Raw genomic sequence first — 24,125 nt, forward strand, 5'->3', positions numbered from 1 at the left:
TACAAGCTACAAGCTACAAGCTACAAGCTACAAGCTACAAGCTACAAGCTACAAGCTACAAGCTACAAGCTACAAGCTACAAGCTACAAGCTACAAGCTACAAGCTACAAGCTACAAGCTACAAGCTTGGATAGGAAAACCGGTAAAGTTCCTCGGTTTTCCTTTTCAACTTTTCACTTTGAACTTTCAACTGACCTATCGCGGGCAGGGCGGTTGCCGTGTGGCCGTGCCGCCAACCCGCGTTGCAGCTTGTGGCTTGGAGCTTGTCGCTGCTTTTATTCCGCCAAACGAATCTGCCCGGCCAGGTGCGGCTTGATGCCGTCTTTGGCGAGCAGGCGGAAGTCGCTGCCATCGGTTGCCGGCTTGTTCTCGAACTTCACGGTGGCGGGGATGAACATGGGCAGTTTGAACTGCACGTCCACGGTGAAGGCTTCTTCCGGCAGCTGGTTCTGCAGTTCCGCCAGGCAGCGGGCCTTGGACCACATGCCGTGGGCAATCTGGCGCTTGAAGCCGAACAATTTGGCTGACAGCGGGTACAGGTGAATCGGATTGCGGTCACCGGAGACGGCACCGTAACGGCGGCCAATGTCACCCGGGACTTTCCATTCCACCGTGTCCGTGGCCGGTTGTGGTTTGGGCGCGTCTTTCTTTTTGCTGCTGCTACCGCCGCCGCTGCGGAAGAAGTTCACCGATTCACTTTCCCAGACCCGCTCACCACCCGTGCTGACGCTGGTGAAGATGGAAAACTCGTAGCCCTTGTCGACTTTCTGCAGGTTGCCCAGGAAGCACTTCACGTTCAGTTGTTCGCGTTCCGCAATCGGGCGGTACTGGGTGATGCTGTTGCGCACATGCACCAGCCCCATGGCCGGGAACGGAAACCCGTCGGAAAGAATCAGGGCCATATGCAGCGGGAAAGCGTGCATGTGGGGGTAGGTCACCGGCAGTTTGCCGTCGGCGGCAAACCCGCACACCTTGCGGTAGGCGGTCAGATGCTTTTCATCGAGGGAGAGATCATTCAGGCGTAGGCCCACGTCTGGCAGGGTGGGGTTGCTGCCCGGCTTAACAGTGGCGCGCAATACGGCCTTGGCGAAGTTGATCACCATGGGCGGTGAATTACGCAGCTCGCGGAATTTTACCTCACTCATTACTCAATCCTTTCCCGTTGATTGCGTTGCAACGTGGGCAACGGTGGCAGTGCAAGGAGTATAGAGCAGGGCAAGCGAGGCGCTATTGGCCGTATAGACAGGGAGTCTGGTGAGTTAAGCACAGGCCGGCGGGAGCAGAGGGGCAGAGTGTGAAACAGGTTTAGGCATTGCTCTTGTCTGAGCGCCACATGCCCACGCCGAAGTAGATTAGACGCAGTTGTTTTTCTGCGGTGATCAGGACTTCTTGCTGGCCGGTTTCATCAATTTCTTCCAGTTCCAGCATTTCCTGAGTTAGCGCAGTGACATTGTTGACGACGAGCCCCGCCATCATTTGCAAATCTTCTGCATTAACGTGATTCAGGAAGGGGAAGCGGGCCATATCCATGGCCAGTTCATTGGTGAACATGCGAATTTCCCGGCGGATGGCGTTGCGCATGGTGGGCGTGCCGCCTGCCAGCTCCTTGGCCACGAACAGGAAGTGGGCGCGGTTGTCGCGCACATAGTTGAAGTAGGTCTCCATGGACCCGCGCAACATGCGCTCGTTGGGGAGTTCTTGTTGGCGTACCTGGCGCATCATCTGGCGCAGGGTGCGGAAAGACTCATCCAGCAGGGTAAGGCCTAAGGCGCTCATGTCAGGGAAATGCCGATAGAAGGCGGTGGGCACCACGCCGGCTTTCTTGGTGACTTCGCGCAGGCTGAGTGCAGAAAAAGGGGCCTTTTTCACCACGAGATCCAGCGCTGCTGCCATCAGGGCTTCCCGGGTTTGCCCCCGTTTTGGCTTGCGCGATCGGCTGGTGGTTTCCTTGGTCATCGGTTTCTGCCTCCAAAATCAGCTGCCAATTCTCTTCTCTGCAGGCCCGTGATGCAACTAATTCCCTTAAAGCCATTGTAACGCCATGATAACTCAGGCCTTTATTTTTTTAGTGAACAAGTGTTGACGAGTCTGGGTGTGTTGTGAATAATGCGTACAACTGTTCACAAATAGGGTCTAATCCCATGAACTCGATGACACAGACATCCAACCGTTTTCAGCAAGGCATGAATCGTCTGCTGCAATCCCGTGTAGCTACCATCCTGGCGACGCCGCACGGCGTGGATCGTTATCTGGAAGTCCTGAATCCGATGTGGTCGGTGAATGATGTGCGTGCTGAAGTGGAAGACGTGCGCTATTTGACCGACGACAGCACCACCCTGACGTTGCGCCCTAACAGTAACTGGCAGGGCTTTATCCCGGGCCAGTTTGTGCAGCTGACCGTCACTATTGACGGCAAGCAACAGACCCGTTGCTACTCCCCGGCAAGCTCCCTGCACCGCGCAGATGGCCGCATTGAGCTGACTGCCAAGGCCCACCCCAACGGTTTTGTCTCCCGCTATTTGCGTGAGCAACTGACCGTGGGCGAGGTGGTTACCCTGTCCCAGGCGGATGGCGAATTTGCGTTGCCCGAGGAGCGTCCAGAACGGGTATTGCTGATCAGTGGTGGCAGCGGAATTACCCCGGTCATGTCCATGCTGCGCACCCTGTGCGACGAAGGATTTGCCGGTCCGGTGACCTTCTTGCATTACGCCAATAGTGCGGCTGACATGATCTACGCCAGCGAGTTGGACGCCATCGCCGAGCGTCACGACAACGTGACATTGGTACGCTGTTTCAATGATGAAAGTGAACACGGAGAGCTAACTGGCTTGTTTAATCGTGAACACTTGTTCAGCGCTGTGCCGGACTATGCTGACGCCACCGCCTTTCTGTGTGGCCCGCCGCCGATGATGGCTGCGGTGGAGAAAGTCTGGGACGAAGATGGCCTGAGCGAGCGCCTGCATAAAGAGCAATTCACCCTGGCTACGCCGGACTTGTCGAGCGACAGCGCTGAAGGCGAAGTGCGCTTCGTTCAGAGTGAGCGGGTGGAAATGAACAGCGGTGCCACGTTGCTGGAGCAGGCGGAAGCGGCTGGGCTGACCCCGGAATCCGGTTGCCGCATGGGTATCTGCCATACCTGTTCCTGCCGCAAGACGGCGGGCAAGGTCCGTGACATTCGTACCGGCGAAATCAGCGATGCCGGTGAAGAAACCATTCAAATCTGCGTGACCGTGCCGGTAGGCACCGTGACGCTGGATATCTAAATTGATCAAGGAAGGCGAGGTATTATCATGAGCATTTTCAGTACTCTTACCGCCGAGCAATTCGAAACTATCGGCCAGGAACTGGACGCTATTCGTAACCGTGAATTGGCTGACTTGGGCGAAAAAGACGAGAAGTACATCCGCACTGTGGTCAAGCGCCAGCGTCAGCTGGAAGTGGCCGGACGTGGTCTGTTGATGCTGGGCTTCTTGCCGCCGGCATGGTTGGCCGGGGTGGCGTGTCTGTCCGCGTCCAAGATCATTGATAACATGGAAATCGGCCATAACGTGATGCATGGCCAGTACGACTGGATGGGTGACTCGACCCTGAACTCCAAAAAGTTCGACTGGGACAACACCTGTACCAACAAGAACTGGAAGCTTACCCATAACTTTGAGCATCACACTTATACCAATGTGCTCGATATGGACCACGATATTGGTTACGGCTTGCTGCGCATGTCAGAAGACCAGGAGTGGGAGCCGCGCTTTCTGTTGAACCCGGTGCTGTCCGTTCTGCTGGCGACGTTTTTCCAGCACTTTGTTGCCGTTCAGAACCTCAAGCTTGAGGACTACCTGATCTACAAGACCAAGACAAAGGAAGAGCTTAAGGAAGAGTTCAAGCCGGTCTGGAAAAAAATGCGCAAACAGCTGGCGAAAGACTATCTGTTGTTCCCCGCCCTGGCCGGCCCGTTTGCCCCGCTGGTGTTTGCCGGCAACATGAGTGCCAACGTGGTGCGTAACCTGTGGTCCTGTGTGGTGATTTTTAACGGTCACTTCCCGGAAGACGTGGAGCAGTTCCCCGAGTCTGTGGTGGAAAACGAAACACGTGGGCAATGGTATGTGCGCCAGATGCTGGGGTCGGCCAATTTTGAAGGCGGCCGCCTGATGCACCTGATGAGCGGCAACCTGAGCTTTCAGATTGAGCATCACCTGTTCCCGGACCTGCCGGCGCATCGGTATGCCCGACTTTCCCCGGAAGTGCGCGCCATCTGTGAAAAGCATGGCCTGCCGTACCACACCGGTTCCTTTATTGGTCAATCCGTGAGCACCTGGAAGCGGATTATGAAGTTGAGCCTGCCGGGTAAAGGCAACAAGAAAGGCAATGGGCCACTGAAAGGCCTGCGCGCCAAGGTCGTGTCACTGACTTCAACGACAGAAGTCGAAACCCGTAAGGCTGCCTGATCCTTTCCGATCTCCTGGGCAGGGCCGGCGCGCTGTTCCGGCCCTGCTATCCTTATGCTACTCTCAGTTCTTCTGAGAGTAGCTTTTTTTGTATCGGGGACAAGGCAAACGCATGGCAGAAATGACGGATTCCGGTGTGCTGTTACGGATGGCCTATAAGGCCATGGTAAAAGCCGGTATTGATGCCGATGCCGTGTTGGCGGAGGTCGGGCTCGACAAGTCCATTTTGCAGGTTCCTGACCTGCGCACCCCTCATGATGCCCAGGAGTGGTTCTGGCAGGCGCTGGAAAAAGTGGCCGGCGATGAACACATTGGTTTGCACCTGGGCGAACATATTCCCGTCTATAAAGGGCAGGTGCTCGAGTACCTGTTCCTCTCCAGTCCTACCTTTGGTGAAGGCTTGAAGCGCGCCCTGGATTACCAGCGCTTGCTGTCCGATGCCGCCCAAGGGGAATTGTTCGAGGAAGGCGATCGGGTTTTCCTCAAGCAGATGATCTGGAGTAACCGCCTTAGCCATCTTAATGAATGCATGATGATGGGCATTATCAAGTTTTTCCGCTTTGTCACCGACGATGCCTTCGAGCCCGTTGAAGTGCATTTTGGCCATGCTCGCCACGCGGATGCACAGGAATACGAGCGTTTGTTCGATTGCCCGGTGAAATTCGATATGCCCAGTGTCGGTATGTATTTCGATGCGAAGGTCATGAACCTGCCTTCTGCGCATCACGAACCGGAACTGCTGCATTTGCATGAACAGCTGGCCAGTGAGCAGGTGGCCCGGCTGGAAAAACAGGACCTGGTGGCCCAGGTAAACCGTCTTATCGGTGAGCTGCTGGAATCCGGCCATGCCAACCTGGAAGAAGTCGCGGAGCGGTTGGGCATCAAGGCGCGCCAGCTGCGCACACGGTTGGCGGATGCCGGCACTAACTTCAACCAGCTGGTGGCAGACTACCGTTGTCGCTTGGCGAAACGCCTGCTGGCTGGCACCGATGAATCCATCGACGAAATTGTCTACCTCACCGGGTTTTCCGAACCCTCTACCTTTTATCGGGCATTCAAACGCTGGGTCGGCATGACCCCGATTGAATACCGCAAGTTGAAGGCGGAAGAAGACGCAATGGGTTAGCACCCTTGTGAGCGGTGTACAGAACTGAAAAAGGCGCCAATGGCGCCTTTTTTATGTGTCACTTGCGGGTTAAAGCACCATGGCGGCCAGCCAGCCGGCAGCAATCAGGGGCAGGTTGTAGTGCAGAAAAGTGGGGATAACGGTGTCGCGGATGTGGTCGTGCTGGCCGTCGGCATTGAGGCCAGCGGTGGGGCCGAGGGTGGAATCAGAGGCCGGTGAGCCTGCGTCGCCAAGGGCTGCGGCACTGCCAACCAGTGCGGCCGTGGCCAGCGGAGAAAAGCCCAGCGCCAGGCACAGTGGCACATACAGGGTGGTGATGATGGGAATGGTAGAAAAAGACGAGCCAATCCCCAGAGTCACAAACAATCCGAGCAGCAGAAGCAGAGCCGCTGCAATGGGTGGGCTTTGCAGGCCACTGGTGACCGCTTCCACCAGCAGGGGAACCTGGCCGCTGGCGTTCACCACGGACGCATAGCCGTTGGCTGCGATCATGATAAACCCGATCAGGGACATCATTTTTACCCCTTGGGTGAAGGCATCCTGAGACTCCCGCCAGGGCACGACGCCCCCCGCCGTAAACACCAGAAAGCCCACCAAGGCGCCGAGAATAATGGAATCACTGTAGAGCTGCAGAGCCAGCGCTGACGCCAGCGCCAGGGCGGCCACCACCACGTTGCGCGTGGAAAGTGGTGCATGTTGTTCTTCGCCGGGGAGCTGTACAGGGCGGTAATCACGAGGTTTGCGGTAACGGAATATGGCGAGCAGCAGGCCGACAACCATGCCGGCAGCGGGTAGCAGCATGGCCAAGGGCAGGGTGTCGTTGGGTAACGTCAGCCCGGCTTTGTCGAGGCTGGGGCCCAGCTGGGTATGCAGGAAAATGCTGCCAAACCCCACGGGCAATACCATATAAGGGGTAATCAACCCGAAGGTCAGAATACAAGCGGCTAGCCGTCGATCCAGCCGCAGTTGGTGCATCACTTCCAGTAACGGCGGAACCAGAATCGGAATGAAAGCGATATGAATGGGCACCAGGTTTTGGCTCATGATTGCGGCTGCCAGCAGCACGGTGAGTAGCAGGGTGCGGATGCGACGCAGCTGGGTGGGATCCGGTGAGCGGCCAAGCTTTGCGATAATGCGCCCGGCCAGCCATTCGGTGATACCGGAACGGGCGATGGCCACGGCAAATGCCCCCAGCAGGGCGTAGCTGAGGGCGATATTGGCACCGTCGCCCAATCCCTCAGTAAAAGCAGATAGCGTGCTTTGCAATTCCAGTCCGCTGCCCAACCCTGCCACCAGTGCGGCACAGAGTAACGCCAGCACTACGTTCATGCGGGCAATACTGAGACCCATCAGGATCAATACGGACCAGACAATGGGATTGAATAACGGATTCATGGTGCCTCCACCGGGCGGGCGCTGAATCTACCGCGAGGGAGCGCAGTCTAGCAGGGGCGGCAAGCACTGCCTAACCCGGAGCCGGGCGCTTTTGGCTCGCCGGCGGCGTAATTATCCGTGGCATCCTGTGAACAAAATACGCCTGGACCAAGGTGGGTGGGGGTGATTTTCAGCTGGTAGGGCAGCGGTCGAGCTGATGATCAGGTGTGAAAGTGGCTAGCGATCATCCGTGCGGTGCGACTCACCGTCAATGGTGTCACCGTCGAGGCTAGCTCGATCATCATTGCTGCCCGGCTGTTGCTGGAACGGGTTGGTGCCAGCGCCGGTGTAGTGGCTACGCGTGTAGGCAAACCCGGCCCCTTGAACGGTGGTGAATCCCTGCAGTGATCCTTTCTTAATCACCTTGCTGGCCATCCAGCGCCGGGAGCCAGGGAGCAGCAATGCGAAGCCCACGGTGTCGGTAATAAAGCCGGGAGTGATCAGCAAGGCACCCCCAAGCAGCAGCATCATGCCTTCCACCATTTCCTGGCCGGGCATTTCACCTTGCTGCATACGCTGATTCAGGCGCACCCAAGTATCCAGTCCCTGGCGGCGGAACAGGTAGCTACCCAGCAACGCGGTAACCACGGTGGCGATAATGGTGATGGGCCAGCCGATGGCGCCGGCAACCTGTGCCAACACAAGCACTTCCAGCAGGGCAAAACCGAAAATGAAGAAGAAAACGCGACCAAAACCCATGGGGTGTCCTGTTTGCCGTCAATAGTCAGTATATGGTCATGATTGGACCTGAATTCAAGGGGCAGGTTCCTGCGCGATGGTTTGCTCCAGTTGCTGGCGCAGCCAGCGGTGGGCCGGGTCTCGATGCTGGGTCGGGGACCAGATCATGTAGATGGGAACCGGCGGCAGATCAACGGGGAAGGGCAGCACCTGCAGCTGCATGGTGTCGGCATATTGGCGTGCCAGTCTCTCGGGCACGGTGGCGATCAGGTCTGAGCCGCTACATACCGCCAGCATGCTGGCGAACTGGGTGACTCGGGCCCCGGTGCGACGTTGCCAGCCCGGGGCATTGAGAATCTGATCCAGGGGCAGTTGCCGGTTACGATCCGGGAGCACCACATGCTCGGCATCCAGAAACTGTTGTTTGTCGCATTGCCCCTTGATATGAGGGTGCTCCCGCCGGGCAATAACCGCCAGGTTTTCTTCGAGCAAAACGCTGCGCTGCAAGCGATCATCGTCGGCCACAAAGGCATCCACGGAGAGATCCGCCCGGCCCTTGTGGAGCTCGTCGGGCATGTCATCGTTGGCAGAAATGATTTCGAGCACCACATGGGGGGCCTGTTGCCGGAGCTTTGCCAGCAGCGGTGCAAGCACCACCATTTCAAAATAATCCACGCTGAGAATGCGAAAGTGGCGCTGGCTGGTGGCCGGGTCGAAACGGTTTTCCGGGTTCAGCGTGTCGCGCAGGCCGGTCAGGTGAGTGCTGAGCTGCTCATGGAGCTCGCGGGCTCGTGGGGTGGGCTCCATGCCCTGGCGTGTGCGGACAAACAGCTCGTCATCCAGGGTGTGCCGTAAACGCTGCAGGGCCGCACTGATGGCGGGCTGGCTCATACCCAATTGCTCCGCGGCACGGGACAGCTGCCCTGCGTCCATGATGGCATCGAAAACGGGGAGCAGATTCAGGTCGATACTTCGTAAATTCAGCTTCATGGATATTACTTATACCAAATATTAATTAGGAAGGGGAGAACAGGCTGTTTATGGTCAGTTTGTGCGCAATAACACGAATGACCTCGGAGAATAACAATGGACCAGCAACTCACTTTATTTGTGACGGCGTTTATCGTCATCAGCGCCATCTGGGAAATCGTCAGTGGCCGGACACGCAATGGCCACAAAACCAAGCAGGACTGGAAAGTCGCCTTTCTTGCGTCTTTTGTCATGATCGCTGTGCAGCGTCCGTTGATGCTGCTGCTTATCACCCTGGCACTGACCAACCTGTTTCCGGGTAGCGCCGGTTCGCTAGCCTGGCTGGGAGAGCAGTATTTCTGGCCGACCCTGATTGCATTCTTCTGCATTGAAGAATTTATCCATGGCTCGTTCCATCTGTTTGCCCACAGCCGTCGCCCCAAGAACAAGGCGCTGCAGTGGGTACAGGCGTTTTATAAAATGAGCCATCGACCCCATCACCTGGCTGGTGGCCAGGACAACAAGGGCCAGCTGTCTGTGACTCAGACCTTTGTGAATGGCTGGGCCTGGTGGATGATCATGCCAAACTATGCTTTCCAGCTGGTGTGCCTGTACCTGGGGCTGGTGGAGGTGTTTCTTATCGCCACAGCGTTCAAGGGTATCTGGGCGGCACAGACCCACGTGAACTGGAATTGGGATCTGTATTTTCACAATCATCAGTGGGCCTGGGTGCGTAAAACCATGTGGGGGTTGTCGCATATCCTGACATTCCCGACCCAGCATCATCATCACCATTCCCGTGGCCCCAATTCGGCCAAGAACGTGACCGCCACTCTGGCAATCTACGACTGGTTGGTTTTCGGTACCTTGGCCATCGAGAAAGAGAAACCGAAGATGTACGGCTGGCGCCAGAATGATGAAGAAGCCAATAGTGTGCTAAAGCGTTACTTCTATTGGGATGTTCGCAACTTCATGCCCGGTGGGGCGGCAAAAGCCAAGGCCCGTGCTGAAGCGAAGCTAGCCAGAAAGGCGGCCAAACAGGATGAAAGCAAAGCGGCCGAGGCCGCCTGAGGGGAAGACGTTTCTGAGCTATCCACGCTCGGGAGAGTGTGGAATACGAAAAGGCCCCGCCGGGAAACCGGCGGGGTTTTTTTTGCCGCACTGCGGCTGCAACACGTTTATGGCCAACCTTGCTAAAATACCGCTGTAGGAGCACCGCTTGAGGTGCGAATCCGAGCCTTGGCGAGGGAGAACGGCGACTAGTCTTTATTAAACACAGAGCCCTGTAATGCCTATCGCCCTTCGGTCGATTCCGTGCTGCGCACGGTTCGCACCTCAAGCGGTGCTCCTACAGCGGCTTTGTAGCCAACAACAAAAAAGCCGCACCTTGCGGTGCGGCTTTCAGTGGTGTCTTGCGTGTTGCGTGATGCCTGCTGCGGGTTTAAGCCCCCAACAGCATTTGGCCACACACGCGCACCACGTTGCCGGTCAGGCCCTGAGACGCCGGGCTGGCAAAGAAGGCGATGGTTTCGGCCACGTCCACCGGTTGACCGCCCTGGTTCATAGCGTTCATGCGGCGGCCCGCTTCACGGATGGTGAAGGGAATGGCAGCGGTCATCTGGGTTTCGATGAAGCCCGGCGCCACGGCGTTAATGGTAATGCCTTTCTCCGCGTACTCGTCCTTGAACGCATCGACCATGCCGATTACTGCGGCTTTGGAGCAACCGTAGTTGGACTGGCCCAGGTTCCCGGCGATCCCGGCGATGGAGCTGATGGAGATGATGCGGCCACCTTTACCCAGGCCGCCTCCGGCGAGCAGGGCGTCGTTAATGCGCAGCTGGCTGGCGATGTTGATGTTCAGCACCATGTCCCAGAATTTTTCCGGCATGTTGCCCAGCATTTTGTCGCGGGTTACACCGGCGTTGTGGACGACCACGTCATAGCCGCCGATGGCTTTGGCTTTCGCAGCAATGGCTGTCGGTGCTTCGTCAGCGGTGATGTCCATTTCCAGAGTATCGCCACCAATCTGTGCAGCAACGGCATTCAAGTCATCGGCCATGGGCGGAATATCCAGCACGGTGACGGTAGCGCCGTCGCGGGCCAGTACTTCGGCAATGGCTGCACCGATACCGCGGGAGCCGCCGGTCACCAGGGCTTTCTTGCCGGCCAGGGGCTTGTCCCAATCGAACTTGGCGGCTTTAAAGCCGGCTTCGGTTACGCGCACGATCTGGCCGGACACATAGGCTGATTTGGGTGACAGGAAAAAGTGCAACGGCGAAGCCAGCTGGGCTTCTGCGCCTTCATCCACATACACCAGCTGGGCAGTGGCGCCTTTCTTGATTTCCTTACCTACTGAGCGGGTGAAACCTTCCAGGGCGCGTTGGGCGACGCGCACGGCGCCAGCCTGTTTTTCCGGTGTGCGGCCGATGACGACAACCCGGGCGCATTTATCCAGCTTGCGGATAACCGGGTGGAAGAAGTCCCACAGGGCTTTCAGTTCGTCCGGGCTCTGAATGCCGGTGGCGTCGAACACCAAACCTTTGAACTTGGCGTCGTCATCGCGGTTGGCGGTGTAATTGTCTGCATCAACACCGAGTTTGCCGGCTTGCTTCTGCAGGTCGGTGGCGTTGGCTGTGTTAGCAAGAACCGCTACCTGGGCGTCCGGAGAGCCTTTCAGTGTGTTCAGGACGCTATCAATGCCAGTGGAACCGTTGGCGGCACCTACCAGAACACGGCCTTTAATAAAGGACGCCTGGCCCGGCTGCCAGCGCTCCAGAATGACTGGAATCGGCAAGTTGATTGCGCCGAATAGCGCCTTGCCCATGGGAGAGTTGGCAATCGTCTGATAGGTATCGCTCATGGTTCTGTCCTTTTCCATCGAATGATGAATGTGTCCGTTTTACCTTAGGGTAATCGGAACGGGTTTAAAGGGGTGCCGCGTAAAGAAGGGATAAAATACGCCGTCCTTCGTAGGGCAGTAACTCTGGCCCTGTCGCACACTGGCGCGTATTGAATCACTGCAGTGTGACGGGTGTATTGACCGGCCCCGGTCGTCAAACAGTCGTTTGAGCCAATGAGGCGGGCACGGTTGGGGGTAGACTGCGCCCTGTCGAGTGAATACCGTGGCCAAATTCGCCACCGTCGTCATCGTTGATGACCGTCCATCTCTAGAGGAAATGATTATGCTGGCAGGTAAAGCCGTTCGTAAGGTCGCCATTATTGGTGGTAACCGTATCCCGTTTGCCCGTTCCAACAGCGCCTACATCGACACCAGCAACCAGGACATGCTGACCGCAGCTCTGGATGGCCTGGTGGATCGCTTCAAGCTTCACGGTGAGAAGATTGATGAAGTGGCTGCAGGCGCAGTGATGAAGCACGCGCGTGACTTCAACCTGGTTCGTGAAGCCGTACTGGGTTCCAAGCTGGCGCCAGAAACCCCGGCCTACGACCTGCAGCAAGCCTGCGGCACAGGCCTGGAAGCGGCCATTCTGGTGGCCAACAAGATCGCCCTGGGTCAGATCGATTGCGCGATTGCCGGTGGTGTGGACACCACCTCTGATGCGCCGTTGGGTGTGAACGAAGATGCCCGCAAGGTGTTCATGGCCCTGAACCGTGCCAAGACCAATGGCGAGCGTGCCAAGCTGGGCCTGAAGCTGCTGAACCCGAAATCCCTGATGCCCGACATCCCGAAAAATGGCGAGCCGCGTACCGGCCTGTCCATGGGTGAGCACCAGGCGATTACTGCTGCAGAGTGGGGCATTCCCCGTGAAGCGCAGGATGAGCTGGCATGGCGCTCCCACCAGAACCTGGCCAAGTCCTATGAAGATGGCTGGCAGGATGACCTGGTTAGCCCGTTCAATGGTTTGGAGCGCGACAACAACATGCGCGGCGACTCCACCCTGGAAAAGCTGGCGACCCTGAAGCCATGCTTCGGTGGCCCGAACGGCACCATGACCCCGGCCAACTCCACGCCGCTGACTGACGGTGCCTCCACGGTATTGCTGGCCAGCGAAGAGTGGGCTAAAAAGCGCGGCCTGCCGGTACTGGCTTACCTGACTATCGGTGAAGCGGCGGCAGTCGATTTCATTGGTAAGAAAGAAGGCCTGCTGATGGCGCCGGCGTATGCGGTACCGAGCATGCTGGACAAGCTGGACCTGAGCCTGCAGGACTTCGATTTCTATGAAATTCACGAAGCCTTTGCGTCCCAGGTGCTGTCTACCCTGAAGTCCTGGGAAGACGAAAGCTTCTGTAAAGAGCGTCTGGGCCGTAAGAAGGCACTGGGCAGCATCGACCGCAGCAAACTGAACGTGAAAGGCTCCTCGCTGGCAGCCGGCCACCCGTTCGCTGCTACCGGTGGCCGCATTATCGCCAACGCTGCCAAGCTGTTGAATGAAAAAGGCTCCGGCCGCGCACTGATCTCTGTGTGTGCCGCGGGCGGCCAGGGTGTGGTAGCGATCCTCGAGAAGTAATCGCTCCCTCCTGGTAATAAAAAAACCGGCCAATTGGCCGGTTTTTTTATGCCGCTTTACCGCCGGTACACGGTTTGCGCAGCATGCATCATACCGCTCTGATTGTTATTCCCCTTTTGCTATAGCAACCGCAAGGCCCCGGATAACAGGGGGCAAATCTGTTCTGCTGTCTGTAGACGTCCTTATTGGCGAGGTTAAGGCTGGCGTCAGTCCGGATTCAGGTTCCATTCAGCTTGGCGCGTTATGGTTCTCCCGACTTCAACGAAAAGGAGACAAGCATGACTTTGACGAAAACAACGCTGATCGCTGCTGTACTGGGTGTCGTTTCTGTCAGTGCGGTACAGGCTGATGATGTGCCACACAGCCAAGTGGACACGCTGGTGAAAGACGGCACTATCCAGTCCCTGGACAAGCTCGATAAGGTAGCATTGGATAAACATCCTGATGCGAACATTACCGACACGGAACTGGAAAACGAGTATGGCCGCTACATCTACCAGGTTGAGCTGCGCGACCCGCAGGGCGTGGAGTGGGATCTGGACATTGATGCCAGTAACGGTGAGCTGTTGGGCGAAGAGAGGGACTAAGTCCTTGCTTCCCCACACATTGCTGGGCCAATGGTCACGCAAGAGCAGGGCGATCTTTATCGCCCTGCTGTGCGTGTGTTCGTTGTCCAGCATGGCCGATGATATCAGCCAGGATGAGGCTCTGCGGTTACGTCAGCAGGGTGAAATCCTGTCGTTTGCCTCACTGCTGGCGACCCTTGATCAACGCTACCCCCAGGGGCGTGTGCTGGAGGTGGAACTGGAGCGTGACGATGGCTTGCTGGTCTACGAAATCGAGCTGCTGACCCGGGATCAAGTGGTACGCGAGATTGAAATGGATGCTCGCACCGGCCAGGTGCTTGATGATGAGCGTGACGACTGATGCGGATATTGTTGGTCGAAGACAGTATTGCGCTGGCGGATCAACTTATGCCGCTGCTGCGCGAGCACGGCTATGCGGTTGATTGGCTGGCGGATGGTCGCGATGCCTTGCCCGCGCTCAACGATGATCCTTTTGATTTGGTGGTGCTGGACTTGGGGTTGCCCGGTCTGGATGGTCTGCAAGTCTTGCAGCGGTGGCGGGCGGAGGGGCAGCAGGTTCCTGTGCTGATTCTGACCGCCCGCGACAGCTGGGCCGAACGCATTGAAGGCCTGCAAAGCGGGGCGGATGATTATCTCGCCAAACCGTTTCATCCTGACGAATTGCTGCTGCGGGTGCAGGCCTTGTTGCGCCGTACCCATGGCCGCGCGAACACCTCCCAGCTAACAGCGGGCACCTTCAAGCTGGACGAAAGCCGTCAGAGTGTCTGGTCTGGGGAAACGGAAATCACCCTTACCGGTGCGGAATTTCGCATGCTCCGCTACTTCATGCACAACCCGGATCGGTTGCTCTCCAAAGGACAGTTGGCCTCCCATCTTTACGATAACGAAAGTGACCGCGACTCCAACGTGCTGGAAGTCCACGTGAACCGCCTGCGCCGCAAGTTGGGAAAAGCCGTGATTGAAACCCGCCGTGGTCAAGGCTACGTCTTCACCGGAGAAGCACGATGACGTCCATGGGGCGCCGGTTGGGGCTCAGCCTGTTTGTCAGCTTGCTACTGGCTGGTGTGCTGATCAGCCAGGGCGCGCTGTGGTGGCTGGAGCGGGATCAACGCCAGGCACTGAGTCTGCAGTTGCGTGATGATGCGGCTGGTGTGCTGGCAGCCCTCGTGACTGGCCCGCAAGGGCGTTTGATGCTGGATACGTCACGTTTGCATCCGGCCTACCGGCGCCCGTTGTCCGGGCGCTATTTTGTGGTGTTGCTGGGCGATCAACGCTGGCGTTCGCGCTCTCTGTGGGATCAGCAGTTGACGCTTCCCGTCGCGCCGGGCGTGCACCCGGTGTTGCAAGCCGGGGCATCGGATCAGCAGTTGCTGCGTTTCCGTGGCGAATACGAGAAAGAGGACCAGGCGGTTACCGTGGTGGTGGCCCAGGATTACACTCCGATTTTGACCACCTATAACCAGACGCGCACGGTCGTGTTGCTGGTCTGGGTGGGGGTGCTGTTGTTATTGGCCGCGGTGCAGCAATGGTTGCTGCGCCGAGGGTTGGCACCGTTACGGCAGGCGCGTAAGGAAATTGAACAATTGCGCGGAGGAAAGCGCCATGAACTGAACGAAGCGGTGGCGCAGGAACTGCATCCGTTGGTGGTGGAAATCAATCGACTGCAACGCCACACCGAGCAGCAGTTGCAGCGTTCCCGCCATGCACTGGGTGACTTGGGTCATGCATTGAAAACGCCGTTGGCGATTCTCAAGAACCGCTGTACCCAGGAACTTCAGGACTCTGATCCGGCCTTGTATGCCATGCTGTCCGAGCAGCTTGCACACATGGAAGGCAATATTCGCCGCGCGCTGGGGCGGGCACGGGTGGCGGCGGGGGTTACCGCCAGCAATCCATTGCGTCCGCTGGTGGATATCCCATTATTGCTAAAGACCCTGGAGCAGGCCCATCAACGGGATTTGGCGGTTCAGTTGGTGATGCCTGAGCTGTCAGCGCAGCCGTTTGACCGGGATGACATGCTGGAGGTGTTGGGTAATGTGCTGGATAACGCCTTCAAGTGGGCAGACTCGCGCATTGCCCTCACCGTGGATGTGGAAACCGGCAATGATCGCCGGCGACTCACTGTGTGTGTGGACGATGATGGACCGGGTATTCAGGCGGATCGCTACGCACAGGTGGTGCAGCGCGGGCAGCGGCTGGATGAACGTGCAGCCGGCCACGGGCTGGGATTGTCGATTGTTAGCGATACGGTTGTCGCTTACGAGGGTACGCTGGTGCTGGAGGCGAGCTCCTGGGGAGGGCTGCGAGTATTGTTGTCTTTTCCCTATCCGTCATAACGCCGCAAGGTGTGCGTGGGAACCGCTTGGGGCGAACAGGACTCACAGAAAGAAGAAAGATACCGTCGACACTGTTTATCTATCTGGAAGGAGGTTTTATGAGGGGAAAGTCCCTGCGATTGTCCCAGTCACTACAATGGAGACGCTGGCTTGCTGCATTGTGCTGCCTGCTGTTGTCCCGCGCGGCATTGGCCGAGCCGGTGGCGCTGGATGCCCGGCTCACTGACTTCGCGTATCCCTACCCGGTGAAGACGCTGACGGTGAAGGATCAGCAGCAAAGCCTGGAAATGGCCTATATGGACGTGAAGCCGAAGCAGGCCAATGGCGAGACAGTGTTGTTGCTCCACGGCAAGAACTTCTCCGGGGCCTATTGGAAGACCACCATGGATGCCTTGCTGGAACAGGGCTATCGCGTGGTGGTGCCGGATCAAATTGGTTTCGGCAAATCGTCCAAGCCCGCCCATTTTCAGTACAGCTTCCAGGTGCTGGCGGATCAGACCCGTCGCCTGCTGGATACCCTCAAGGTGGACAGCGCCACGGTGGTTGGTCACTCCATGGGCGGCATGCTTGCCACCCGGTTTGCACTGATGTTTCCGCAACGCAGCGACTCCCTCGTGCTGGTGAACCCCATCGGTCTGGAAGACTGGCGCCCGGTGGTGCCCTGGCAATCGGTGGATGCCTGGTATCAGGGCGAGTTGAAGAAAACGCCGGAAAAGGTGAAAGCCTATATGACGGCCAGCTATTTTGATGGCGAGTGGAAGGATGACTACGCGCCGTTGCTGACGTTGCAGCAGGGCTGGATTCGCGGGCCTGACTATCAGCGTATTGCCTGGAACTCGGCGCTGGCCTACGACATGATTTATAGCCAGCCGGTGGTACAGGACTTCCCGCGCCTGGCGGTACCCACCTTGCTGATTATCGGCACCCGTGACCGTACGGCCCTGGGCCGTAACCGGGCGCCGGAGCCGGAGCGTGCTCAACTGGGACGCTACGATCAGCTCGGCAAGAAAGCGGCCGAGCGTATTCCCGACGCTACCTTGGTGGAGCTGGAGGGTATTGGTCATGTACCCCAGTACGAAGCCTTTAATGCCTACCGCGGGGCCTTGCTGGACTTTCTGGCGGCGCCGAAGCGCTGACGTTTTGCCGACATCGGCCCCTAAGAGGGGGCCGGTTTCGCAAAATCCTCAATGAGCCGCTGGTGGCGCCAGCGGATCGTGCAACGATCTGACACTTATCCCGCCGCACAATTGAGAGTGCCGGATGCCTGAGGCTTGGAGTCTGAGGCAATAGTCAAAATGCCTTTCGAATGCGTGTTTGTCGTATCAAGTATTAGGCATCGAGCAAGATCCATATTCGTTTCCTTTCCCGCTTGTTTGTCATGGCATGGCTTGCTCCCTTGAGTGTTATGTTATAACGTATCCTTTGTCGTAAACGTCCAGGTTATGCAATCACCCAGCAGTCATGTCTAACGACACCCTTTCGAGCGGCAGGGACAGCTCGATGGCATTTTCCCGGCAACCGTACGGTCTCTGTCCTCCAATAATGAATCGGATAAAGTCATGACAACCCCACCAGCCAGCGTTGTTCGCCAGTTACCCGTCACCGTCTTGTCAGGGTTTCTGGGGGCCGGCAAAACCACGGTGCTTAACCACATTCTCAACAACCGGAGCGGTCTGCGCGTTGCCGTTATTGTGAATGACATGAGCGAGGTCAATATTGATGCCGCTCTGGTTAATCAGAACGTGTCTCTAAATCGGGCGGAAGAAAAACTGGTAGAGATGAGCAATGGCTGCATCTGCTGCACCTTACGCGAAGATTTATTGGTGGAAGTGAATCGACTGGCCCGGGAAGGGCGTTTCGATTATTTAGTCATCGAATCCACGGGGATTTCCGAGCCCTTACCGGTAGCAGAGACGTTCACCTTTGAAGATGAAAACGGGGAGGGGCTGTCGACGGTGGCGCGGCTGGACACCATGGTCACCGTGGTAGATGCCGTGAATTTTCTGCGTGATTACCGAAGCACCCGTACGTTGCAACAAGAGGACGAAAATCTGGGCACAGAAGATCATCGCAATGTGGTGGATCTGCTGGTTGAACAGGTGGAATTTTGTGATGTGATCCTGATCAGTAAAACTGATTTGGTGACTGATCAGGATTTGCAGGTGCTCACAGCGACGTTGCGGTTATTGAATCGTGACGCCCGCATCTTGCCGATTCGGCACGGTATGGTTCCCCTGGAATCGGTACTCGATACCGACTTGTTCGACTTTGAAAAAGCGCGGCAGGCACCAGGTTGGCTGAAGGAAATGCGAGGTGAGCATTTGCCGGAAACGGAGGAATACGGCATTAGCAGTTTTACCTACGAAGCTCGGCGCCCGTTCCACCCGCAACGGTTTTGGGATTACCTCCAGCAGCCCTGGCCCCACGGCACTTTGCTGCGTTCCAAAGGGTTTTTCTGGTTGGCCAGTCGCCCTGCATTCGCGGGTAATTGGAGCCAGGCGGGAGACATTGTTCACCACGGTCCGGCCGGAATGTTCTGGAAAACCGTGCCGGAACAGCACTGGCCCACTGATCCGGAGTACCACGCGTTGATTATGGAGAAGTGGCAGGAGCCGTTTGGAGACATGCGACAGGAGCTGGTGTTTATTGGCCATAATCTGGAACCGGACGCCACGCGGCGGGCTCTGGATGACTGCTTGCTGAGCGAGGAAGAAATGCTAGCGGGTAAGCAGCTGTGGGAGCAGTTGCAGGATCCGTTTCCCGTATGGGAGATGGAAGGATGAGCGCTGCGAGATCGTTTGCTGAAAACACGGATCATGCGCCAGGGCTGTCGATTCAGTCTGATCCAGCAGTGCTGGCCGATATCTACCAGAGTGACGTGCAAGTGGCTGTTTGGGACCGTCCGGATGCGGTAACGGGCAACGCGGTTAGCCGAGCATACCAGGCTGGCCTGGCAGCGAAGTGCTGGTTGTCGATGTCGTCACTGGAATCCTCGCTGCAGCGCGCGCTGCCGCACGACGATTACGGGTCCCTGCGTGAGGATTTGGCGCTATTGGCGGACATGAGCGCCTGCCTGTTTGGGGTCACCGAGCTGGGGTTGCGTGTGACCGCGTTGAGCAAGCCCATGTGCCCGCGCTTCCATGTAGACCGAATTCCTGTGCGATTGCTTTGTACCTACGGGGGCCCGGGGAGCCAGTGGCTACCTGCGGATGCCGTTGCGGCGAATTTGCTACTGCCAGGCGTGGAGCAGAACGGGGCATATCGCGCAGATCACGTGCAGCAATTACAGGCGGGGCAGGTCGCTCTGTTCAAAGGGGACACATGGCGAGATAATTCGGGTTCGGGCGTGGTCCACCGGTCTCCGCCCATGTCTCCCGGGCAGCAGCGCTTGCTGGTCACTCTGGATATTTAACACCAAGGGTTCCGCCATGACTCGTACCGATCGCATCCTCGCCAGCGCCGAGCAATTTTGCCGTGAACAGGGTGTGCGCATGACGCCGCAACGAAAGCAGGTAATGAGTTTGTTATTGGCGCAGCCCGGTCCGCAAAGTGCTTATCAGCTACTGGATCAGTTCAAGTCTCGCTATCAGAGCAATGCTCAGCCGCCAACTATTTATCGAGCCCTGGATTTTTTGATCCAGCAAGGGCTCGCTCATCGACTGAGTTCGACCAACCAGTACTTGGCGTGCGGCCACATTACTTGCCATCACGGGCACAAGGGCACGGTTTTTTTACTCTGTGGCGACTGCGGTGGCGTGCAGGAAACACCGTTGGCCGATGCGGTTGTCAGTGAGCTGGAGCAGACACTGGATACGCTGGGCTTTCATATCCAGCAGGAACCGTTGCTGGAAGTTCATGGTCGCTGCGCCCAATGCGTAGCTTCCTAATTTATCGCTGAATTCCTGGAGATAACAATGCAACGCTTTCGTCTGGATCAGATGGCTATCATCCTGTCCAGTTTGTGCATGATTCACTGTATTGCCAGTGTGGTGGGGCTTTTTGCTATTGGGCTGTTGTCTGCATTTGGGCGTATGGAAGAAGCGTTTCACATGACGATGCTGGCGATTATCGTGCCTGTGAGTGTCGTGGCTATTGTGGCGGGCTACCGGCGTCATCGCCGCCTTCTGGTGTTGGTGCCGGGGGGGTTGGCATTGGTGGCATTGTCTCTGTTAACCGTGTTTGAGGAACGGTTGCATGGTTCTTTATGGGAGCCGTTGCTGACAAGTTTGGTCGGGATCTGCCTGGTAATCACGCATGTGGCCAACATTCGTACGTGTAAGGATTGTGATGTTTCTCATGGTGAGGTGTCGAATGAAGAATCCAGCCCTGCGTAGCGGTCTGTGTGCGTTATCGCTTTTGCTTAGTGTGTTGGTTAACGCAGCAGGCGTCCATCAGCATGGGCTGGCTGAGGCAGCGGTGGTGCTGGAAGGAAAGACATTAACGGTGCGTTTTCAGGCGCCGCTGATGGATATCATCGGCACCGAGCAACCGCCTGCCGATGCGGCTGAACGTGTGCGTTATGCCAAGGCGTTGGCCCGGGTGACGCAACCGGAGCCATCCATGTCAGCGCACTGTGAGCTTGAGCAGTCGACTCGCCATGATGTGGATGCGTTGTTCTCTCATGGCAAAGCGCAGGGCCACGACGGGCACGACCATCACTCTGAGCACGCGGACGTGGAAAACGAATGGACGTTTGTGTGCCAGAACCCAAACAAAATCAAGGACGTGACCTTGCCGTTCCTGGCTACCTTTCCCAGCCTTAGCACAGACGTAATTTTGTTGTTGCCCACTGGACAAAGCTCACTGCGCCTGGCGCCTGGGGAAAACCGGATTGAATGGGAGTGACCGTGGCACTGAAACTGGACGCGCTACGTTACTGCCACCCGGGTCAGGTACACCCTTTTCTGGAAATACCGTCTTTTTCGTTATCGGCGGGTGAACGTGTGCTCCTGCACGGTCCCAGTGGCTGTGGCAAGAGCACTCTGTTGTCGTTGATTACCGGTATTCGGCCCGTGCAAGCAGGCACAATTCGCGTAGCAGGTCAGCCGTTTTCAGCCTTGCCTCAGCGGCGACGTGATCGGTTTCGCGCGGACCATATCGGTGTCATTTTTCAGGCCTTCAATCTGCTTCCTTACTTAAATGCAGTGGATAATATTTGCCTGGGTGCGAGTTTCTCCCGCCGCCGGTGCCATCGTGAAGGGGCTAGCAACAAGACACAGCAAATCGCCGCCGCCGAACGCCTTCTTACGCGCCTTGGGTTGGAGTCTTCTTCTTGGGCGCTACCCGCCTGGCAGCTCTCTTTCGGGCAACAACAGCGAGTGGCGGCGGCACGAGCGCTGTTTGGCAAGCCGGACCTGATCATTGCCGATGAGCCGACGTCGGCTCTGGATAATGCTAGTCGCGATGCCTTGTTAACGCTGTTGTGTGAGTTATCTGAGCAGGCCGGCAGTGCCTTGTTGATGGTTAGCCATGACCGGCAGGTTGCCGGGCATTTCCATGGCAGTATGGATTTTGCCACTCTGAATCAGGAGCGAGATGATGCTGCTTAAGGTCATGTTGGCTTCGCTTCGCACACGGAGAACATCCGCTGTGCTTATTGTGGTCGCGATTGCCCTCAGTGTGGTGATGATCATCGGTATTGAGCGGTTGCGTCACCAGGTGCGTGCGAACTTTTCCAGCACAGTGTCCGGCATCGATCTGATTGTCAGTGCACGGGGTAGCCCGATGAATATCCTGCTCTACAGCGTCTTTCGATTGAGCGATCCCACTGCCGGTATTCGCTGGGATACGGTAGAGCACCTGGACGGGCACCCGGACGTGAAATGGTGGATTCCCATTGCGTTGGGGGATTCGCACCGGGGATTTCCGGTGGTGGCGACAAATCAGAGCTACTTGGAGCATTACCGTTACGGGCAGGGTCATTCCCTGTCTCTGGCTGAGGGACAATGGTTTGTCGGCCAGGATCATGCCGTTTTAGGGAGCGTTGTCGCGGATCGGCTGGGTTACCAGATCGGGGATCCCATCGTCCTTGCGCATGGGGCCAGTGGCCCGGCAATTGTCACGCACGATGAGCATCCCTTTAGCGTAGTGGGAGTACTGGCTCCCACAGGCACACCGGTGGATCAGAGCGTGCATATTTCCCTTGCGGGAATGGCGGCCATCCATCGTGGTGGTGCTTTCCTGTCGGGGATGCCTCCCTTGCCCGGTCAGCAGGCGGATAAACCGGATTCTGTGAATGCGGTGATGTTGGGGCTTAAGCGTCGAACCGCGGTGCTCAGTGTACAACGGGAGCTTTCGCGTTATGACCGAGAGCCTTTGAGCGCGATCATGCCGGGAGTGCAGCTACAGAAGCTGTGGCGAATGACGGCCGCCGGTGAATATGCCTTGCGGGCCACGTCGCTGGCGGTGCTGCTGGTGGCCTTGTTGGTGTTAGTGTCCACGATTCTTGCTGCGCTGGAAGGGCGGCGCCACGAGCTGGCCATATTGCGTGCTGCCGGAGCGGGCCGCTTGGCGATCTATCGCGTGATTGTCGGTGAAGGTGTCTGTCTAATTTTCATTGGTGGCTTGCTGGGCTTGGCAGTGCTTTTCCTTGCCCAGTGGGCATTGGCGCCGCTGGCGTTGTCGGAATGGTCCCTGCGATTACCGGAGTCATTTTTGCGTTGGCGAGAGTTACCTGCCCTCGGCGCCCTCGTGCTTGTGGGATCTTTGATCGGCCTGTTACCGGCTGAAAAAGCGTTCAGGAACAGCCTTGCGGACGGCTTGACGCCGAGGAGTTGATGATGCGTTTTAGGGTTTTACTGCTTGGCATGGTGTTAAGTTTGCCGTTACACGCGGCTGATTCCCTGGATTGGGACGACCTGGTGCCTGCGGGGTACGATCCTGGGAAAATTTATAGCCGCTTGTTTGATGAAATTTATACTGACAAGGAGCCTGAAGACATCGCCGATGGCGATTCCCGTGGTGTGCAGATGCTGGATGCCATCGACAAGGCCTGGCGGGAGGCACCACTGAAAGCGTCGTTGGATAATACCCGGGTTCGCCTGGCTGGCTACGGCGTGCCGCTGGAAGGTGATGAAAACTATGTACGCGAGTTTTTACTGGTGCCTTACTTTGGTGCTTGTATCCACACGCCGCCCCCGCCACGGAATCAGATTGTGCTGGTGAAAATGAAAGGTCAGGGCGTTCCGTTGGATCTGGCTGTTGACGCCATGTGGCTGGAAGGCACTCTCACGGTATCCAGTGAAGATACTGAATACGGCACGGCTGGCTATGTGCTGAAAGGGGAAAGTGCCGAGTTATTTACCGGCTATGAAGAATAATACTCAGTAGTTCCGTTCTCCGGTGAGTGAATCAGGGCGCTGGCCTTGAAAGCGCTGCCATGATCAGGGCAATGGACTGTTCACTCACGGTCTCGATGTCTTCGCGGTTGACGTAAATGCCATCGATCAGCAGGCGACAGAGACCGTGAACCGTGGCCCAGCTAGCTTGCGCCACGCGCAGGGAATCGGTTTTGGCCGGCAGGCGACCTTCCAGCAGTGTGGCCAGCCGCTCGGCGTAGTGCCGGAAACTGCGATAAGCAATGTTTTTTAATTCATCGGTGGGATCGCCACTTTTCCAGATGGTGCGACCGAACATGAGCTCGTACTGTTCCGGGTTTTCGGTGGCAAAACGCAGATATTCCCGCACAAAATCCTGAATCCCCTCTTGGGACCCTGCCTGGTGCAGCTGGCGGTTGATCATATCGTCTAATTGCCTGAATGCCTGGGTGGCCAGGGCGCAGAGCAGCGCATTCTTGTCCCGAAAGTGGTGATAGGGTGCGGTACGCGAGACGCCAGCCCGCTCAGCCAGCTTGCGCAACGATAAGCCTTCTACGCCTTGCTTGCTGAGCAGAGTATTGGCTTCCTGCAGCAAGGTATCGTGCAGGTCGCCGTGGTGATAGCGGCCGGTCTGTGTCATGAGTGTCCTGCCTTTTGCGTGGTGGCGTGTCGTGTGAAGCCTGTTGTGTCTCTCTCGATCTTGACACTGTCAAAATAACCCCTTAACTTGACGCTGTCCAGATCAATCAACACGTAGCCATCTGT

At 57.2% G+C, this 24,125-nt stretch carries 26 protein-coding genes; 19 read left to right on the forward strand and 7 right to left on the reverse strand.

The features are described 5' to 3' along the window. Positions 1–316, forward strand: a 316-nt coding sequence (locus tag ABNH18_RS03960; protein WP_349381553.1) for a hypothetical protein, incomplete at its 5' end; no start/stop codon positions are given. Here ABNH18_RS03960 and ABNH18_RS03965 read toward each other — a convergent pair. Both ABNH18_RS03965 and ABNH18_RS03970 read right to left on the reverse strand, forming a co-directional pair. After that, complete coding sequence (locus ABNH18_RS03965; protein WP_349381554.1) at positions 276–1,145, reverse strand: MaoC family dehydratase; 870 nt, start codon at positions 1,143–1,145, stop codon at positions 276–278. The two genes, ABNH18_RS03960 and ABNH18_RS03965, sit on opposite strands and share 41 nt — an antisense overlap. Positions 1,146–1,305: 160 nt before the next feature. Continuing rightward, a complete protein-coding gene (locus ABNH18_RS03970) occupies positions 1,306–1,956 on the reverse strand; it encodes a TetR family transcriptional regulator (RefSeq protein ID WP_349381555.1) in 651 nt (216 codons plus the stop codon). 194 nt (positions 1,957–2,150) lie between these two features. Between ABNH18_RS03970 and ABNH18_RS03975 the strand changes: the two genes are divergently transcribed. The 3 genes from ABNH18_RS03975 (at position 2,151) to ABNH18_RS03985 (ending at position 5,571) form a co-directional block, all read left to right on the forward strand. After that, positions 2,151–3,263, forward strand: a complete 1,113-nt coding sequence (locus ABNH18_RS03975) for a ferredoxin reductase (RefSeq protein ID WP_349381556.1) — start codon at positions 2,151–2,153, stop codon at positions 3,261–3,263. A 27-nt stretch (positions 3,264–3,290) separates the two neighbouring features. Beyond that, positions 3,291–4,445 (forward strand): fatty acid desaturase family protein, encoded by a 1,155-nt coding sequence (locus tag ABNH18_RS03980; RefSeq protein WP_349381557.1) that lies wholly within the window; start codon positions 3,291–3,293, stop codon positions 4,443–4,445. Positions 4,446–4,557: 112 nt separating this feature from the next. After that, entirely contained in the window at positions 4,558–5,571 is a 1,014-nt protein-coding gene (locus ABNH18_RS03985) for an AraC family transcriptional regulator (RefSeq protein WP_349381558.1), read from the forward strand. A 69-nt stretch (positions 5,572–5,640) separates the two neighbouring features. Here ABNH18_RS03985 and ABNH18_RS03990 read toward each other — a convergent pair whose 3' ends face one another. The 3 genes from ABNH18_RS03990 to ABNH18_RS04000 form a co-directional block, all read right to left on the reverse strand. Further along, positions 5,641–6,966, reverse strand: coding sequence for a Na+/H+ antiporter family protein (locus ABNH18_RS03990; protein WP_349381559.1), 1,326 nt, complete (start codon positions 6,964–6,966; stop codon positions 5,641–5,643). A gap of 216 nt (positions 6,967–7,182) precedes the next feature. Next, complete coding sequence (locus tag ABNH18_RS03995; protein ID WP_349381560.1) at positions 7,183–7,704, reverse strand: FxsA family protein; 522 nt, start codon at positions 7,702–7,704, stop codon at positions 7,183–7,185. 54 nt (positions 7,705–7,758) lie between these two features. Further along, positions 7,759–8,673 (reverse strand): LysR family transcriptional regulator, encoded by a 915-nt coding sequence (locus ABNH18_RS04000; RefSeq protein WP_349381561.1) that lies wholly within the window; start codon positions 8,671–8,673, stop codon positions 7,759–7,761. 96 nt (positions 8,674–8,769) lie between these two features. On the opposite strand from ABNH18_RS04000, the gene ABNH18_RS04005 reads away from it, so the two are divergent. After that, positions 8,770–9,723 (forward strand): sterol desaturase family protein, encoded by a 954-nt coding sequence (locus tag ABNH18_RS04005; protein WP_349381562.1) that lies wholly within the window; start codon positions 8,770–8,772, stop codon positions 9,721–9,723. 370 nt (positions 9,724–10,093) lie between these two features. Here the strand turns inward: ABNH18_RS04005 and ABNH18_RS04010 are convergent, their stop codons facing one another. Next, on the reverse strand, positions 10,094–11,512 hold the full coding sequence (locus ABNH18_RS04010) for a 3-oxoacyl-ACP reductase (protein WP_349381563.1): 1,419 nt from the start codon (positions 11,510–11,512) through the stop codon (positions 10,094–10,096). 322 nt (positions 11,513–11,834) lie between these two features. Here ABNH18_RS04010 and ABNH18_RS04015 point away from each other — a divergent pair, with 322 nt between their 5' ends. From ABNH18_RS04015 to ABNH18_RS04080, 14 genes are all read left to right on the forward strand, one after another. Continuing rightward, positions 11,835–13,121, forward strand: a complete 1,287-nt coding sequence (locus tag ABNH18_RS04015; RefSeq protein WP_349382026.1) for an acetyl-CoA C-acetyltransferase — start codon at positions 11,835–11,837, stop codon at positions 13,119–13,121. 278 nt (positions 13,122–13,399) lie between these two features. Then, a complete protein-coding gene (locus tag ABNH18_RS04020) occupies positions 13,400–13,708 on the forward strand; it encodes a PepSY domain-containing protein (RefSeq protein ID WP_349381564.1) in 309 nt (102 codons plus the stop codon). 4 nt (positions 13,709–13,712) lie between these two features. After that, entirely contained in the window at positions 13,713–14,048 is a 336-nt protein-coding gene (locus ABNH18_RS04025; RefSeq protein WP_349381565.1) for a PepSY domain-containing protein, read from the forward strand. Then, on the forward strand, positions 14,048–14,716 hold the full coding sequence (locus ABNH18_RS04030) for a response regulator transcription factor (RefSeq protein WP_349381566.1): 669 nt from the start codon (positions 14,048–14,050) through the stop codon (positions 14,714–14,716). Before ABNH18_RS04025 ends, ABNH18_RS04030 begins: the two co-directional genes overlap by 1 nt. Beyond that, positions 14,713–16,044 carry an ATP-binding protein gene (locus tag ABNH18_RS04035; protein WP_349381567.1) on the forward strand — a complete coding sequence of 444 codons (1,332 nt, stop codon included), beginning with the start codon at positions 14,713–14,715 and terminating at the stop codon, positions 16,042–16,044. Before ABNH18_RS04030 ends, ABNH18_RS04035 begins: the two co-directional genes overlap by 4 nt. A 98-nt stretch (positions 16,045–16,142) precedes the next feature. Further along, positions 16,143–17,180, forward strand: coding sequence for an alpha/beta fold hydrolase (locus ABNH18_RS04040; RefSeq protein ID WP_349381568.1), 1,038 nt, complete (start codon positions 16,143–16,145; stop codon positions 17,178–17,180). 423 nt (positions 17,181–17,603) lie between these two features. Further along, complete coding sequence (gene zigA, locus ABNH18_RS04045) at positions 17,604–18,827, forward strand: zinc metallochaperone GTPase ZigA (protein ID WP_349381569.1); 1,224 nt, start codon at positions 17,604–17,606, stop codon at positions 18,825–18,827. Next, positions 18,824–19,456 carry a DUF1826 domain-containing protein gene (locus ABNH18_RS04050; protein WP_349381570.1) on the forward strand — a complete coding sequence of 211 codons (633 nt, stop codon included), beginning with the start codon at positions 18,824–18,826 and terminating at the stop codon, positions 19,454–19,456. Before zigA ends, ABNH18_RS04050 begins: the two co-directional genes overlap by 4 nt. 16 nt (positions 19,457–19,472) lie before the next feature. Continuing rightward, positions 19,473–19,931: a transcriptional repressor gene (locus ABNH18_RS04055; protein WP_349381571.1), complete on the forward strand. Its 459-nt coding sequence runs from the start codon at positions 19,473–19,475 to the stop codon at positions 19,929–19,931. Positions 19,932–19,958: 27 nt separating this feature from the next. Further along, complete coding sequence (locus tag ABNH18_RS04060; RefSeq protein WP_349381572.1) at positions 19,959–20,378, forward strand: MerC domain-containing protein; 420 nt, start codon at positions 19,959–19,961, stop codon at positions 20,376–20,378. Further along, positions 20,356–20,889, forward strand: a complete 534-nt coding sequence (locus ABNH18_RS04065) for a ZrgA family zinc uptake protein (protein ID WP_349381573.1) — start codon at positions 20,356–20,358, stop codon at positions 20,887–20,889. The genes ABNH18_RS04060 and ABNH18_RS04065 overlap by 23 nt, the downstream gene beginning before the upstream one ends. 2 nt (positions 20,890–20,891) lie before the next feature. Continuing rightward, entirely contained in the window at positions 20,892–21,593 is a 702-nt protein-coding gene (locus ABNH18_RS04070; RefSeq protein ID WP_349381574.1) for an ABC transporter ATP-binding protein, read from the forward strand. Between the two features lie 40 nt (positions 21,594–21,633). Beyond that, positions 21,634–22,821, forward strand: coding sequence for an ABC transporter permease (locus ABNH18_RS04075; RefSeq protein ID WP_349381575.1), 1,188 nt, complete (start codon positions 21,634–21,636; stop codon positions 22,819–22,821). 2 nt (positions 22,822–22,823) lie between these two features. Further along, positions 22,824–23,363: a DUF3299 domain-containing protein gene (locus ABNH18_RS04080; RefSeq protein ID WP_349381576.1), complete on the forward strand. Its 540-nt coding sequence runs from the start codon at positions 22,824–22,826 to the stop codon at positions 23,361–23,363. 31 nt (positions 23,364–23,394) lie between these two features. On the opposite strand, the gene ABNH18_RS04085 is transcribed toward ABNH18_RS04080, so the two are convergent. Then, complete coding sequence (locus ABNH18_RS04085) at positions 23,395–24,000, reverse strand: TetR/AcrR family transcriptional regulator (RefSeq protein ID WP_349381577.1); 606 nt, start codon at positions 23,998–24,000, stop codon at positions 23,395–23,397. Positions 24,001–24,125: the final 125 nt, after the last annotated feature.

Source organism: Alcanivorax sp., from assembly GCF_040118815.1.
Classification (GTDB): domain Bacteria; phylum Pseudomonadota; class Gammaproteobacteria; order Pseudomonadales; family Alcanivoracaceae; genus Alcanivorax.

What these genes read in the sequence shown, in the direction of transcription:
- ABNH18_RS03965 (WP_349381554.1), bottom strand. Translation starts at nt 1,145, where the DNA reads ATGAGTGAGGTAAAATTCCGCGAGCTGCGTAATTCACCGCCCATGGTG.
- ABNH18_RS03970 (WP_349381555.1), bottom strand. Translation starts at nt 1,956, where the DNA reads ATGACCAAGGAAACCACCAGCCGATCGCGCAAGCCAAAACGGGGGCAA.
- ABNH18_RS03975 (WP_349381556.1), top strand. Translation starts at nt 2,151, where the DNA reads ATGACACAGACATCCAACCGTTTTCAGCAAGGCATGAATCGTCTGCTG.
- ABNH18_RS03980 (WP_349381557.1), top strand. Translation starts at nt 3,291, where the DNA reads ATGAGCATTTTCAGTACTCTTACCGCCGAGCAATTCGAAACTATCGGC.
- ABNH18_RS03985 (WP_349381558.1), top strand. Translation starts at nt 4,558, where the DNA reads ATGGCAGAAATGACGGATTCCGGTGTGCTGTTACGGATGGCCTATAAG.
- ABNH18_RS03990 (WP_349381559.1), bottom strand. Translation starts at nt 6,966, where the DNA reads ATGAATCCGTTATTCAATCCCATTGTCTGGTCCGTATTGATCCTGATG.
- ABNH18_RS03995 (WP_349381560.1), bottom strand. Translation starts at nt 7,704, where the DNA reads ATGGGTTTTGGTCGCGTTTTCTTCTTCATTTTCGGTTTTGCCCTGCTG.
- ABNH18_RS04000 (WP_349381561.1), bottom strand. Translation starts at nt 8,673, where the DNA reads ATGAAGCTGAATTTACGAAGTATCGACCTGAATCTGCTCCCCGTTTTC.
- ABNH18_RS04005 (WP_349381562.1), top strand. Translation starts at nt 8,770, where the DNA reads ATGGACCAGCAACTCACTTTATTTGTGACGGCGTTTATCGTCATCAGC.
- ABNH18_RS04010 (WP_349381563.1), bottom strand. Translation starts at nt 11,512, where the DNA reads ATGAGCGATACCTATCAGACGATTGCCAACTCTCCCATGGGCAAGGCG.
- ABNH18_RS04015 (WP_349382026.1), top strand. Translation starts at nt 11,835, where the DNA reads ATGCTGGCAGGTAAAGCCGTTCGTAAGGTCGCCATTATTGGTGGTAAC.
- ABNH18_RS04020 (WP_349381564.1), top strand. Translation starts at nt 13,400, where the DNA reads ATGACTTTGACGAAAACAACGCTGATCGCTGCTGTACTGGGTGTCGTT.
- ABNH18_RS04030 (WP_349381566.1), top strand. Translation starts at nt 14,048, where the DNA reads ATGCGGATATTGTTGGTCGAAGACAGTATTGCGCTGGCGGATCAACTT.
- ABNH18_RS04035 (WP_349381567.1), top strand. Translation starts at nt 14,713, where the DNA reads ATGACGTCCATGGGGCGCCGGTTGGGGCTCAGCCTGTTTGTCAGCTTG.
- ABNH18_RS04040 (WP_349381568.1), top strand. Translation starts at nt 16,143, where the DNA reads ATGAGGGGAAAGTCCCTGCGATTGTCCCAGTCACTACAATGGAGACGC.
- zigA (WP_349381569.1), top strand. Translation starts at nt 17,604, where the DNA reads ATGACAACCCCACCAGCCAGCGTTGTTCGCCAGTTACCCGTCACCGTC.
- ABNH18_RS04050 (WP_349381570.1), top strand. Translation starts at nt 18,824, where the DNA reads ATGAGCGCTGCGAGATCGTTTGCTGAAAACACGGATCATGCGCCAGGG.
- ABNH18_RS04055 (WP_349381571.1), top strand. Translation starts at nt 19,473, where the DNA reads ATGACTCGTACCGATCGCATCCTCGCCAGCGCCGAGCAATTTTGCCGT.
- ABNH18_RS04060 (WP_349381572.1), top strand. Translation starts at nt 19,959, where the DNA reads ATGCAACGCTTTCGTCTGGATCAGATGGCTATCATCCTGTCCAGTTTG.
- ABNH18_RS04065 (WP_349381573.1), top strand. Translation starts at nt 20,356, where the DNA reads ATGAAGAATCCAGCCCTGCGTAGCGGTCTGTGTGCGTTATCGCTTTTG.
- ABNH18_RS04080 (WP_349381576.1), top strand. Translation starts at nt 22,824, where the DNA reads ATGCGTTTTAGGGTTTTACTGCTTGGCATGGTGTTAAGTTTGCCGTTA.
- ABNH18_RS04085 (WP_349381577.1), bottom strand. Translation starts at nt 24,000, where the DNA reads ATGACACAGACCGGCCGCTATCACCACGGCGACCTGCACGATACCTTG.